The 13,219-nt window shown below is 64.8% G+C and carries 9 protein-coding genes; 4 read left to right on the top strand and 5 right to left on the bottom strand.

Going from position 1 to position 13,219, the window contains the following annotated elements; all coding sequences use genetic code 11:
• Positions 1-166 precede the first annotated feature (166 nt).
• Entirely contained in the window at positions 167-1,084 is a 918-nt protein-coding gene (locus J5M67_RS12045) for a hypothetical protein (protein WP_243434633.1), read from the top strand.
• Between the two features lie 160 nt (positions 1,085-1,244).
• On the opposite strand, the gene J5M67_RS12040 is transcribed toward J5M67_RS12045, so the two are convergent.
• Together J5M67_RS12040 and J5M67_RS12035 are read right to left on the bottom strand one after the other, a co-directional pair.
• Entirely contained in the window at positions 1,245-2,786 is a 1,542-nt protein-coding gene (locus tag J5M67_RS12040; RefSeq protein ID WP_207885547.1) for a nucleobase:cation symporter-2 family protein, read from the bottom strand.
• A 113-nt stretch (positions 2,787-2,899) separates the two neighbouring features.
• Positions 2,900-3,196: a hypothetical protein gene (locus tag J5M67_RS12035; protein ID WP_207885546.1), complete on the bottom strand. Its 297-nt coding sequence runs from the start codon at positions 3,194-3,196 to the stop codon at positions 2,900-2,902.
• A gap of 925 nt (positions 3,197-4,121) precedes the next feature.
• Between J5M67_RS12035 and J5M67_RS12030 the strand changes: the two genes are divergently transcribed.
• The 3 genes from J5M67_RS12030 (at position 4,122) to J5M67_RS12020 (ending at position 7,876) form a co-directional block, all read left to right on the top strand.
• Positions 4,122-4,820 (top strand): B3/4 domain-containing protein, encoded by a 699-nt coding sequence (locus J5M67_RS12030; RefSeq protein WP_207885545.1) that lies wholly within the window; start codon positions 4,122-4,124, stop codon positions 4,818-4,820.
• A gap of 485 nt (positions 4,821-5,305) precedes the next feature.
• On the top strand, positions 5,306-5,809 hold the full coding sequence (locus J5M67_RS12025) for an outer membrane beta-barrel protein (RefSeq protein WP_207885544.1): 504 nt from the start codon (positions 5,306-5,308) through the stop codon (positions 5,807-5,809).
• Positions 5,810-6,181: 372 nt separating this feature from the next.
• Positions 6,182-7,876: an amidase gene (locus tag J5M67_RS12020; RefSeq protein ID WP_207885543.1), complete on the top strand. Its 1,695-nt coding sequence runs from the start codon at positions 6,182-6,184 to the stop codon at positions 7,874-7,876.
• A gap of 633 nt (positions 7,877-8,509) precedes the next feature.
• Here J5M67_RS12020 and J5M67_RS12015 read toward each other — a convergent pair.
• The 3 genes from J5M67_RS12015 to J5M67_RS12005 all read right to left on the bottom strand — a co-directional run bounded on the left by J5M67_RS12015 (position 8,510) and on the right by J5M67_RS12005 (position 12,914).
• Positions 8,510-9,508 carry a GlxA family transcriptional regulator gene (locus J5M67_RS12015; RefSeq protein WP_207885542.1) on the bottom strand — a complete coding sequence of 333 codons (999 nt, stop codon included), beginning with the start codon at positions 9,506-9,508 and terminating at the stop codon, positions 8,510-8,512.
• A 79-nt stretch (positions 9,509-9,587) separates the two neighbouring features.
• The gene (gene gabP, locus J5M67_RS12010; protein ID WP_207885541.1) at positions 9,588-11,015 is read right to left on the bottom strand and encodes a GABA permease; all 1,428 of its coding nucleotides are present in this window, start codon (positions 11,013-11,015) and stop codon (positions 9,588-9,590) included.
• A 405-nt stretch (positions 11,016-11,420) separates the two neighbouring features.
• Positions 11,421-12,914, bottom strand: a complete 1,494-nt coding sequence (locus J5M67_RS12005) for an aldehyde dehydrogenase (RefSeq protein WP_207885540.1) — start codon at positions 12,912-12,914, stop codon at positions 11,421-11,423.
• Positions 12,915-13,219 lie beyond the last annotated feature (305 nt).

The following is a 13,219-nucleotide window of genomic DNA, read 5'->3' as shown; positions in this document are numbered from 1 at the left end:
CGGCGCTACGTTTCGCGGCGGATACAGTCGCGAAATACTCGCAATTGCCTCTTGCACAGCCACCGTGCTGCGCTAACGTGTGTTTCTCTGTCCGTCGTGCGAAGGCGGCAAACGCTCTTCGCGGCAGGGCGCTTTCCTCCCGTTGGGCCACTGCCCGGAGCGCATGATGGACACACGCAGCAAGAGCCGCCGTGCCAACTCGTTTCAGATCAGTGTCATGGGCGCGGGGCTGGTCTGCCTTGCGCTCCTGCTCGCCGGCCTGCTGGTCGCGCTATGGCCGCATTACTATCCGAAGTTCCCGCCGCCGGGTGTGCTCGGCGACCCCGACGTGCAGTGCCTGGCCGGCTGGTGTCCGGGGCCGGATGCGCGGCTGCTGGTGATGGTCATGGCCGCAGGCGGGCTGGGCAGCATCGTGCATGTCGCCAAGTCCTTCAGTGACTTCGTCGGCAACGAACGCTTCATGACCAGCTGGATCTGGTGGTACGTGCTCAAGCCGTTCATCGGCATGATCGTCGCCATGTTGCTGTACCTGTTCATCCGCGGCGGCTTTCTCACCGTCAGCGCCACCGGCGACGAGACCAACGTCAACCTGCACGGGCTGATGGGCATGGCCGTTCTGGCCGGCATGTTCGCCAAGCAGGCCACCGACAAGCTCGGCGAGGTCTTCGATACCCTGTTCCGCACCCGCCGCGCGGCGAGCGACGCCAAACGCAAGGACGTGCTGGAAAACCCGGTCGCCTACATCATCGAGGCGCAGCCGCCGATTGCCGGCCCGCACGCGACCTACATCTGTCTGCGCGGGGTGGGGTTCGCCCGTGGGGTGCGCGTGCAGGTGAATGGCACTGGCCGCGAGACGACGCTGGCCGACAGTACCCGGCTGGCCTTCCAGCTGCTGCCCGGGGACGTCGCGCAAGCGGGCGTCCTGAATGTGCAGGTAGTCAATCCGCCTCCCGGCGGCGGGCCCTCGGCGCCGCTCATGCTGGCGGTCGGCGAAGCGCCGGCCGTGGTTGACGACGCCACCGTGGTGCCCCTGAGGGCACCGGCACCCATCGAGGAAGAAATGGCGATCTACGATCACCGGTAGGGTCTGCCTGGGGCGAGTGGCTGTACGGTAGGAGCGAGCTCGCTCGCGAATTGGAATTTCCGGCAGCACCAGCATCAGGCGGTTCGCGAGCAAGCTCGCTCCTACAAGAGCCAAAGAAAAAGCCCCGCTGATGCGGGGCTTTTTCGTTCATGTCGCCAGGTCAGACGTGGCTGTTTTCCGCCTCGCGCACCTGCCGCTTATGACCGGGAGCGTGGTGGTCATCGTGGTCATCGTTGACCAGCGGGACTTCCTTGCCATCGCAGTCGTACAGCTTGCCGTTCTGGAAGTAGTCACCTTCGTTCAGCGCGGCGATGTCGCGGTAGCGCAGGGTGCGCTCCTCGGCGGCGACGAACACCGACTGCTGGTCCGAGTTACCGGTCTTGAAGTGGTTGAACAGCAGGTTCAGGCCGATGGCCATGATGGCCGCGGAGCTGATGCCGGAGTGGAAGATGGTGGCGAACCAGCTCGGGAAGTGCTCGTAGAAGCTCGGAGCCGCGATCGGGATCATGCCGAAGCCGATAGAGGTGGCGACGATGATCAGGTTCATGTTGTTGCGGTAGTCCACGGTCGCCAGGGTGCGGATACCACTGGCCGCCACGGTGCCGAACAGCACGATGCCGGCGCCGCCGAGGACGGAGGTGGGCACGGCGGCGATCACGCGGCCCATCACCGGCAGCAGGCCGAGGGTGACCAGGATCAGGCCGCCGGTGGCCACCACGTAGCGGCTCTTCACGCCGGTCACGGCGACCAGGCCGACGTTCTGGGCGAAGGCGCTCTGGGTGAAGGAACCGAAGATCGGCGCGATGATGCTCGACGCCATGTCGGCGCGCAGGCCGTTGCCCAGGCGCTTGGAGTCGACCTTGGTGCCGATGATCTCCCCGACCGCGAGGATGTCCGCCGAGGTTTCCACCAGGGTCACCATGATCACGATCAGCATCGAGATGATGGCGGAGATGTGGAAGGTCGGCATGCCGAAGTGGAACAGCGACGGCATTGCCACCATCGAGCCTTCGGCCACGCGGGAGAAGTCGGTCATGCCCAGTGCGGCGGCGATCAGGGTGCCGATGATCATCGCCAGCAGGATCGACAGGCGCGAGATGGTGGAACTGCCCAGCTTGCTCAGCAGCAGGACGATCACCAGGGTCATGGCCGCCAGGCCAATGTTGGCCATGCTGCCGAATTCCGGCGCCTTGGGATTGCCGCCCATGGCCCAGCGCGCCGCGACCGGCATCAGCGTCAGGCCGATGGTGGTGATCACGATACCGGTGACCAGGGGTGGGAAGAACTTGGTGATGCGTGAGAACACCGGTGTGATCAGGAAACCGATGAACGACGCCGCCATCACCGCGCCGAGCACGGCGGGCATGCCGCCGCCCTCGTAGCCACCGCCCAGGATGGCGATCATGGTGGCCACACCGGCGAAGGACACGCCTTGCACCAGCGGCAACTGACAGCCGAAGAAGGGGATACCGAGGGTTTGCAGCAGGGTGGCCAGGCCACCGGCGAAGAGCGAGGCGGCGATCAGCATGCCGATCTCGCTGGGTGAGAGCCCGGCCGCCTGGCCGAGGATCAGGGGCACGGCGACGATGCCGCCGTACATGGTCAGAACGTGTTGCAGGCCGTACGCCAGATTGGCGCCGATACCGAGGTTCTCGTCTTCCGGGCGTGCTCCGACGGACGCTACAGCTGAACGATCATTCATGACTGAGGACTCGCTTGTTTTTGTTGTGGAGCCACTGTAGACAAAATCCATGGGAAATATCTACTAGTTTGTATACATGTTTTTGTCCGGTGGTCCGAAAACTGACCGATCGGTTACACGATGGAGAATTGCGAGAGGCTCTGGAACGGGGATTCCGGACGGTCGATGGTATTGCTTATGCTGTACACGATGTGGATATTATTTTGTATCCAATGATCGAGGCGGATAGCGTGATCTGGCATACAGGCTGCTGTTTCCGGGCGCTGGCGAGGGCCTGCCCAGTACGTGCGTCGTTCGCTTTCCATCACGGAGAAGCGAAGGAATGGGTGTCCTGAAGGAGCGGCCAGGCCCGCGCTGATAGCCGTGCCGATCCCATCGGCCGACTCTTCGTGCCAGCGGACTGCGTCCATGACGTATCTGTGCCGGTTCTCCCGCAGACATGGCTCGCTGCTACGAGATATATCCGCGCTCGGGCTGGCCCTCACCCTAACTCTCTCCCAGAAGAAGACAGTTGCTCCTACAGGCTGCCCTTGTAGGAGCAACTGTCTTTTGGGCTATTCGCTGCGCTTACCCTTCGGGCCGCACTGAAGTGCGTTCAGCGCAAGCGCTGTCCCGCGTTCGCGGGAGTGACGGTGCAAGGTATCGTCCCCGCACACGTAATCCCCGCGAACGCGGAAGGTAGGAGCGGACTTTGTCCGCGATGCTTGGGGTTGGGCATTTCTGCGCCGCTTCGGCGTGTGCTGTGAGATTTTGTTTCGCCCCCTCGGGCGACCTACTTTGCCAAACGACGCAAAGTAGGCAAAAGTCTCTGCCCCATCATCCGGGTCCCGCTTCGCGGGACTTCCCTCGCTCCATCGAAGTTTCAGGGGCCCGCGTCGACGGGCCATCCATGGCCCAACGACGCTCTCGCGGCATCCATGCCGCTCAACCCCTGAAACTCCGATTTCACTCGGCCTCCTGAAGGGGCGCTCCGGCGCGTGCGGACGTTTCTCTGGAAATCCTCAAAGCGAAAGCCAGAGCAATGAGTGGAACTCCTGTAGGAGCGGGCCATGCCCGCGATCGCGCGCATGGCGCGCTCCTACGGTGGGGATCGGCGTCGGCCCCACGACTTGAATCGGACTGACTCGTTCGCCCCAGCTGGCCATGTTGCGCAAGTTTCGTGCGGTTGGAGTACAGGCCTTCTGAAGCCCGGTTCGACGCCATTAGCGCTCCTGATTTTTACCGGGCCTCATAAGCAGGACTAATCATTCATTCGGAGGTTTCATGGCAGCAGCGGGAAGCCCGGTGTTAGAAATGCCCGGACGAGCCCTGCAACACCCAACCAAGGACCCCGCCATGCAACCGGTCACTCCCATCATCGACTCCGCCATCACCGATATCGCACCGGGCTTTCGCGCCCTGAGCATCACGGTGGAGGCCGCTCCGATCACCCATCCGGAAGTGGCCGAAGCGGCGCTGCAGCGCGCCTGCCAGGAGCTGGCGGCGGACGCGCCGGCCTGGGCGGAGGCGCACCTGGAGGCCTGGGGCGAGGTGTTCCGCCGTTTCGGCGCCAAGCCCCAGCGCACACCTTGCTCGGCACTGGCCCTGCGCAAGCGCGTGCTGCGCGACGGCAGCCTGCCGAGCATCGACCCGGTGGTGGACCTGTACAACGCGGTGAGCCTGCGCTTCGCCATCCCGGTCGGTGGCGAGAACCTGGCGGCCTACGCCGGCACGCCGAGGCTGGTCGTCGCCGACGGCAGCGAAATGTTCGACACGATGAAGGAGGGTGTGCCGGCCCACGAATCGCCCGAGGCCGGCGAGGTGATCTGGCGCGACGAGGTGGGCGTCACCTGTCGCCGCTGGAACTGGCGTCAGGGTGTGCGCACCCGCCTGGACGCCGAGGCGCAGCGGATGTGGTTCATCCTCGAAAGCCTGCCGGAAATGCCGCTGGAGGCGCTGCGGGAGGCGGGGGATCAACTGATTGACGGGTTGCAGCGAATGATGCCCGGCATGAAAGCGGAATTGAGGTGGGTGGGCGCAGGCGTGGTCGACTGACCGAGTGCGCTCGCTTATATCCGCTTGATGCAAGGCATATTATTGGCGAACACGTTCGAAATATTGTCTGCGCTATTTCAATCTTCATTCAGCAATAAAGCTGCAACTCAACTCCATGGCGGTTGAAGTTTGCCCGAATTCTTTGAGCGAAAGTTTCGCTCAAAGAATTCGCGATGACTGATCCGTTTTGTTCGTCGTCGGCCTCGGAGCCTTGCAGGCCGGCATTTTTCCATGTTCGCAAGGCCATTTCCCGACTATCGAGAACCTACGATAGCCAGCCCGATACCTCGTTGGATTTAATTGCCCCCGCCTTGTGTTCCGGATAGAGAGGGTGATTCAAACGGGTTCGATGTTCTTCCGCTTATTCATTCGTTCCGCCATCTGGCGATAAGTGCGCGGTTTCCATTCGGGGAACGGCGCCTGTCCGAATCCAATTCATTTCAAGTTTGTACGGTGGCAGTGGTTGTCATCGGAAAGGAGTTTTCATGCGTGTCGCAAAAGTGATTTCCACCCTGTTCCTGCTGTCGGCCCCGGTGCTGGCGTTTGCCGATGACAGAGGCCTGTACGTGGGTGGCGGTGTCACGCAGGGCGAGATCGACGAGTCGCGCTTCGACGACAAGGACAACAGCTACAAATTCTATGCGGGCTATCGCCTGAACAATTACCTGGCTTTCGAAGGCGCGGTCGTCGATTTCGGCGAGATGAGCGACGGCGACAAGAAGTTCGAGGGCCAGTCGGTACAGGCCAACGTGCGCTTTGGCGTCCCGGTTGGCGAGCGCATTCGCCTGTTCGGTACCGCTGGTGTGCACGGCTGGCGCTCCGATGACGATGACGTGACCGGCAACTCCGAGGACCTGGACACCCTCTACGGCTATGGCGCGGAAATGGATGTGCTGGGCGGCCTGGGCGTGCGCCTGGAGCAGGAGTTCCTGAAGGTCGGCGACGTCGACCTCGACCAGACCACCCTGTCGGCCTACTTCCGCTTCTGATCCTCCCCCCAACAGCGCTCGGCTTGGCGATGCGCTGATCTCTATTCCATCGGGCGACCCCCAGGCGCCCATTCGCCCGCCGATTCCCCAGTCGGCGGGCGTTTTTTTTAATTTACGCGTGTTGTGTATTCTGATCGGACGTGCCAGTGTGTGCGCCCTGGCGGCCTTATTCGCCTTACTTGCCATACTTCAGCTCCCGGTCTGCCCTCCGGGTGACTGATGGACGCCGCCGGCCGACGGTACACTCACTCCCGTCGCGTAACAGAAGTACAAGAGAATAGAGATGAACACGCATTTTCTGACTTGCGACGTCTGGGTCCTTCGCGACGCAGACCTGTCCCTTCCCACCAACCTTCAGCCGACGGTGAAAGCATGATCGAGGTAACCGAAGTTTCCATTGCGCAGCTGCGTGAAGCCCTGGAGTCGGGCCGCACCACCGCGGTCGAACTGGTCAAGGCCTACCTCGCGCGCATCGATGCCTACGATGGCCCGACCAGGCTCAATGCCGTGGTCGTGCGCAATCCCGAGGCCCTGAAGGAAGCCGAAGCCTCCGACGCGCGCCGCGCCCGTGGCGAAACCCTCGGCCCGCTGGACGGCATTCCCTACACCGCCAAGGACAGCTACCTAGTGAAGGGCCTGACCGCCGCCTCCGGCAGCCCGGCCTTCAAGGACCTGATCGCCTACCGCGATGCCTTCACCATCGAGCGCCTGCGCGCCGCTGGCGCCATCTGCCTGGGCAAGACCAACATGCCGCCCATGGCCAACGGCGGCATGCAGCGCGGCGTCTACGGCCGCGCGGAAAGCCCGTACAACCGCAAGTTCCTCACCGCGCCCTTCGCCTCCGGTTCCTCCAACGGTGCCGGCACCGCGACCGCCGCGAGCTTCTCGGCCTTCGGCCTGGCGGAAGAAACCTGGTCCAGCGGTCGTGGCCCGGCCTCGAACAACGGCCTGTGCGCCTACACCCCGTCCCGTGGCGTGATCTCGGTGCGCGGCAACTGGCCGCTGACCCCGACCATGGACGTGGTGGTGCCTTATGCGCGCACCATGGCCGACCTGCTGGAAGTGCTCGACGTGGTGGTCGCCGAAGACGCCGACAAGCGCGGCGACCTGTGGCGCCTGCAGCCGTGGGTGCCGATCCCCGCCGTTTCCGAAGTCCGCCCGGCGTCCTACCTGGACCTCGCCGCTGGCCCTGAAGCCCTGAAGGGCAAGCGCCTGGGCGTGCCGCGCATGTACATCAACAAGGACGAACTGGCCGGCACCAGCGAGAAGCCCGGCATCGGCGGTCCGACCGGCCAGCGCATCAACACCCGCGCCTCGGTCATCGACCTCTGGGAACAGGCCCGCAAGGCCCTGGAAGCCGCCGGCGCCGAAGTCATCGAAGTGGACTTCCCGCTGGTCTCCAACTGCGAGGGCGACCGTCCCGGTGCGCCGACCGTGTTCAACCGCGGCATTGTCTCGCCGGAATTCCTTCACGATGAGCTGTGGGAACTCTCCGGCTGGGCCTTCGACGATTTCCTCCGTGCCAATGGCGATCCCAAGCTGAACAAGCTGGCCGACGCCGACGGTCCGAAGATCTTCCCACACGACCCCGGCACCCTGCCGAACCGTGAGGACGACCTGGTTGCGGGCATGGACGAGTACGTCAACATGGCCAAGCGCGGCCTGAAGACCTGGGACCAGATCGAGACCCTGCCGGACGGCCTGCGCGGCCTGGAAAAGACCCGCAAGCTGGACCTGGAAGACTGGATGGACGGCCTGAAGCTGGACGCCGTGCTGTTCCCGACCGTGGCCGACGTGGGCCCGGCGGACGCCGACGTGAACCCGGAATCGGCCGACATTGCCTGGAGCAACGGCATCTGGGTGGCCAACGGCAACCTGGCGATCCGTCACCTGGGTGTACCGACCGTCACCGTGCCGATGGGCGTGATGGCCGACATCGGCATGCCGGTGGGCCTGACCTTCGCCGGTCGCGCCTATGACGACTCCGCGCTGCTGCGCTTCGCCGCGGCCTTCGAGGCTACCGGCTCCCGGCGCATGGTGCCGCCGAGCACGCCGCCGCTGAGCTGATTGGTTCGTTGCTTCACGCAAGACAGAAAACCGCGCTCCGAAGGGGGCGCGGTTTTTTTTATGTGGTCGGAAGGCGTTGGCGCCGCGTTGTCGATGGCCAGGTGCATTGATGGGCAATGGTTCGCGAGCAAGGACTGGGCGTCCCCCTCGGTCCTGCTGGGTGTGCCGCGCCAGCTCTTCGTAGGAGCGAGCTTGCTCGCGAACCGATCCTGCACCGGCCTTGCCGGCGGATCGCGGCCGGAGTCCGCTCATGGGGCGCCGGCGTGATCCCGTAGGAGCGGGCCATGCCCGCGATCGCGCGCATGGCGCGCTCCTACAGGGTGTTCCTTCTGGTGGACCGGAGCACCGATTCGCTTTCGTAGGAGCGGACCTTGTCCGCGAAGAGGCGGCCTTGCAGAAGAGCATCGCGGAGAAGCTCCGCTCCTACGAGATCAAGAGCCCCTCACCCTAACCCTCTCCCGCAAGCGGGAGAGGGGACTGTTCGGTGCAGGAGGAAATCTCGGTCTCAGCCGGCACGATCTGCCCCCTCTCCCTGAGGGAGAGGGTTGGGGTGAGGGGGAAGCACAGGCACGGATTTAGTCCGGGACAAGACAGTGGCTCCTACGAGAGCCCATCCTCCCGTGTCTCTCTCGCTCACTTGGCCGATTTCACATTCCCGTAGCGCACTTCCTTGGACGGCGAGTAGCCGTAGAACGAGGTGTAGCACTTGCTGAAATGGCTGGGCGAGACGAAGCCGCAGGCCAGGGCCACCTCGTACATCGGCAGGTTGGAATGCTGCAGCAGGCGCCGGCTCTCGGTGATGCGCAGCTCCAGGTAATAGCGCACCGGCGTGGTCCCCAGTTGCTCCTGGAACAGCCGCTCGATCTGCCGCTTGGATCGCCCCACGTACTGCGAGAGCTGGTCCTGGCTGAGCGGTTCCTCGATGTTCGCACTCATCAGGTTTATCGCCTCGCGCAGCGGCTCGCTGAGCTTTTCGTGCAGGGCAGGGCGGGTGCGGCGGAAGCGCGACTCCTCGAAGGCGAGGATGTCGACGATGGCATCCACCAGTTCGCGGCCATGGCGCGCGTTGATCCACTCCAGCACCAGGTTGAAGGCGCCGGTGGGGCTGGCGGCGGTGAGGCGGTCGCGGTCGAGCTGGTAGCTTTCGCTGGTGACTTCGCTGTGCCGGGCGATCTCCGCCAGGGCCGCGCGGTGTTCGGGGTGGATGGCGCTGCGGTAGCCGTCCAGCAGCCCTGCCTGGCCGAGGAACCAGGCGCCATTCCACAGGCCGGCCAGGGTGACGCCCTTGTCGGCGGCGATCTGCAGCAGGCGGGTCAGTTCCGGCGTTGCCCGCAACGGTGTGCGCAGGCCGCCGCAGACCACCAGCAGGTCCAGCTCGGCGAGTTGCGCGGAGGTCAGCATCGCGCCGGGACAGATCACCAGGCCGAGGTCGCTGGTGACCGATTCGCCGTCGAGGCTGAAGGTCTGGGTGGCGAAGGTTTCGGCGCGGATCAGGTTGGCGGTGACCAGGGTATCCAGCGCCTGGGTGAAGGCCGGCAGGGAAAAGTGTTCGAGCAATAGAAAGCCCACCCGCGCCTGGCGGGTGGGCTCCTTCTGTTGCTCGCCGATGAAGCGCAGGTTGCGTCCCTGCATGGCACCACTGAATTGCCGCCGTTCGACCAATCGCCACCTCGTTCGTCAGATGCCGTCGCTGCGACGCGTCATGTCCGTATCAGTTGCCCGCGCCGGTCGCGGCGCGCTGGCCGAGTGCCGCTTGCGGCTCGCCGTGGCCCGCCGTGCGCCGGCTGGTCTGGCTGAGCAGAATGATCACCACGGTCAACGCCAGAGTAGAACCGACTTCCACGCGGTGCGAGGGCATGATGAACATCACCGTGAGGATCAGGCTGATCAGGCCAATCACCAGCCAGGTCAGCCAGGGGAACAGCCACATGCGGAATACCGGCAGTTGGCCGCGGCGACGCAGGATGCCGCGCATGCGCAGCTGCGACACGGCGATGGCCAGGTAGACGAGCAGGGCGATGGAGCCGGAGCTGGCGAGCAGGAAGTCGAACAGGCGGCCCGGGGCGAAGAAGTTCAGCAGGGTGGTACCCATGCCGATCAGGGTGCTGGCGATCACCGCCGCGCGCGGCACGCCGGCCGCCGAGGTGCGCTGGATGAAGGCCGGCGCGTCGTTGCGGCGGCTCAGCGAGTAGATCATCCGCGAGGCGATGTAGACCGAGGAGTTCAGGCAGCTGGCGACCGCGACCAGCACCACCAGGTCCATCATCAGCTTGGCGTGGGGGATGTTCATCAGTTCCAGGGCGCGCTGGTAGGAGCCCAGTTCGACCAGGCGCGGGTCGTCCCACGGTACCACGGAGATGATCACCAGGATCGACAGCAGGTAGAACACGCTGATGCGCCAGATCACCGAGCGGGTGGCCTTGGCGATGTTGCGGCTGGGGTCGCTGGATTCGGCGGCGGCGATGGTCACCGCCTCGGTGCCGATGAAGCTGAACAGGGTGGTGATCAGCGCGCTGAAGATGGCCGTCCAGCCGTTGGGCATGAAGCCGCCGTGTTCGCCCATGATCCTCTGCAGGCCGCTGACCTCGTGGCCGGGCAGCAGGCCGAGCAGGGCCGCCACGCTCAGGCCGATGAACAGGATGATGGCGGCGACCTTGAGCATGGCGAACCAGAATTCGAACTCGCCGTACTTGGCGACGCTGAACAGGTTGGTGAGGGTCAGCAGCAGGGTCATCGACAGGGCGAATACCCAGGTCTCGACCTGCGGGAACCAGGTGTTGAGGATCACCCCGGCGGCGATGGCTTCGATGGGGATGACCAGCACCCAGAACCACCAGTACAGCCAGCCGATGGTGAAGCCGGCCCAGCGGCCGATGGCCTGGTCGGCGTAGGCGGAGAAGGAGCCGGTGTCGGGGCTGGCCACGGCCATTTCCCCCAGCATGCGCATCACCAGTACCACCAGCAGCCCGGAGAGGGCGTAGGCCACTATGGCGGCGGGTCCGGCGGCGGCAATCGCGTGACCGGAGCCCACGAACAACCCTGCGCCGATGATTCCCGCGATGGAGAGCATGGTTACGTGGCGGGGCTTGAAGCCCTGCACCAGATCGCCATTGGCGCCTTTCACACTGGGTGCACTCATCTGTCGGCCTTCTTTTTGAAATTGTTCTTATGGAGGGCGCGTGGCCACGGGCCCCAACGGTATCCACCAAGCCACGATCCCGTTCCTCGCGGGTCGATGGGGGGCTTGGGAGTGTCGTGCAGGAACGCCAGCATCACGCGGGGCTCAAGCTATGCCAGATGGGCGTCCTGCCAGTTGTTCAGGATCGCCACGGGCATGGCCAAAAACGACATTGTGCGTCGACGGATACTGGCGATGGGCCGCTCTGCGCCGCGGATTCTGCACCGGATGACGGCTTTTGGGAATGTCGCTAATGCAGGGCACTCGGCCCTGCGGGCGGTCAAAAAAATCCCCCGGCCACTGTGGCAACCGGGGGATACGAGGGACCGGCGCAAGGGATCGCCGGTCGAGGTAGGCAGCAGGGTGTTACAGGCGGATCAGCACCGATTTCAGTTCGGTGTAGTGCTCGATGGCGGCGGCGCCCATTTCGCGCCCCAGGCCGGACATCTTGAAGCCGCCGAAGGGCAGCGCCGGGTCCAGGGCGCTGTGGCAGTTGACCCACACCGAGCCGGACTTGATGCGCGGCACCATGCGGTGCACGGCCGACAGGTCGTTGGACCAGATGCTCGCGCCCAGGCCGTAGGGGCTGTCGTTGGCCAGGCGCAGGGCGTCGTCGATGTCGTCGAAGGGCATGGCGACCAGCACCGGGCCGAAGATTTCCTCCTGCACCAGCGGGTTCTTCTGGTCGACGTCGACGATCACCGTGGGTTTGACGAAGTAGCCGGGGCCGAACTGCTCGCCGCCGCAGGCGATGGTGGCGCCCTTGTCGCGACCCAGTTCGATGTAGTCGAACACGCGCTTCTGCTGCTTGGCGGAGATCAGCGGACCCATGTCGATGCTCGGGTCCAGGCCGTTGCCCAGCTTCATGCCGTTGGCGATGCCGGCGATGTCGGCCACCACGTTGTCGAAGTGCTTGCGCTGCACGTACAGGCGCGAGCCGGCGCAGCAGACCTGGCCCTGGTTGAAGAAGATCGCCTGGGCGGCGCCCGCGGCGGCGGTGGCCAGGTCGGCGTCGGCCATGACGATGGTCGGCGACTTGCCGCCCAGCTCCAGGGTCACGCGGGTCATATTGTCCATGGCCGCCTTGCCGATCTCCTTGCCGACCGGGGTGGAGCCGGTGAAGGTCAGCTTGTCCACCAGTGGGTGGTGGGAGAGGGCGGCGCCGGCGGTGATGCCGGTGCCGGTGACGACGTTGAACACGCCTGTCGGGTAGCCGGCTTCGAGCACCAGCTCGGCGAGTTTCAGGGCGGACAGCGGGGTTTCGTCGGCGGGCTTGAGCACTACGCTGCAACCGGTGGCCAGCGCCGGGCCGAGCTTCCAGCAGGCCAGCAGCAGCGGGAAGTTCCAGGCGACGATGGCGCCGACCACGCCGACGGCTTCGCGGCGGATGTAGCCGTGGAAGTCGCCCTCGGGCATCAGCGGCATGGACACGTCCACGGTGGTGCCTTCGATCTTGGTGGCGTAGCCGGCCATGTAGCGCAGGAAGTCGATGGCCAGTTGCACGTCCATCACGCGGGCGACGGCGGCGCTCTTGCCGTTGTTCAGGCATTCCAGTTCGGCCAGCAGATCGCCGTCGCGCTCCATCAGGTCGGCGAGCTTCCACAGCAGGTTCTGCCGTTCGCGCGGACGGGTGCGGCTCCAGGCCGAGTCATCGAAGGCCTGGCGCGCGGCGCGCACGGCGCGGTCGACATCGGCGGCGGTGCCGGCCGGGACCTGGCAGAGCACTTCGCCGGTGGCAGGGTTGCGCAGGTCCATCAGGGCGCCGTCGCTGGCGGAGGTCCAGTCGGCACCGATCAGCATTTTCGGCGCGCGCTGCAGGAAGGCACGGGATTCGGGCTTGATGGGCAGGGAAGCGAGCATTGCAGTTGCCTCTTGTTGGTCTGTTCGTTCTGCTCGGGTCGGGAGCAGGTTGGGAGCGGACATCGCAACGGCTGTGCCAATGCTTGAATTGTTTTTCAAGTATTTGAAATTAAAGGAGTTTATAGATTGAGATGGTCATCGTGGAGCGAGCGGTTGTCGCACATTGCGACATTGGCTGAGACGGCAGGCAGGCCGGACGCTGGGCCTCCATCGACCGAACCCCGCACCTGAGGGAACTGTAGGAGCGCGCCGTGCGCGCGATCGCGGGCATGGCCCGCTCCTACAGGGGAAGACCCCAGGCACCG

Origin of the sequence: Pseudomonas sp. 30_B (assembly GCF_017491605.1) — a bacterium.
Taxonomy (GTDB): Bacteria; Pseudomonadota; Gammaproteobacteria; order Pseudomonadales; family Pseudomonadaceae; genus Pseudomonas.
Note: the sequence above shows the minus strand (reverse complement) of the source record. Positions and strands in the feature narration are given on the sequence as shown.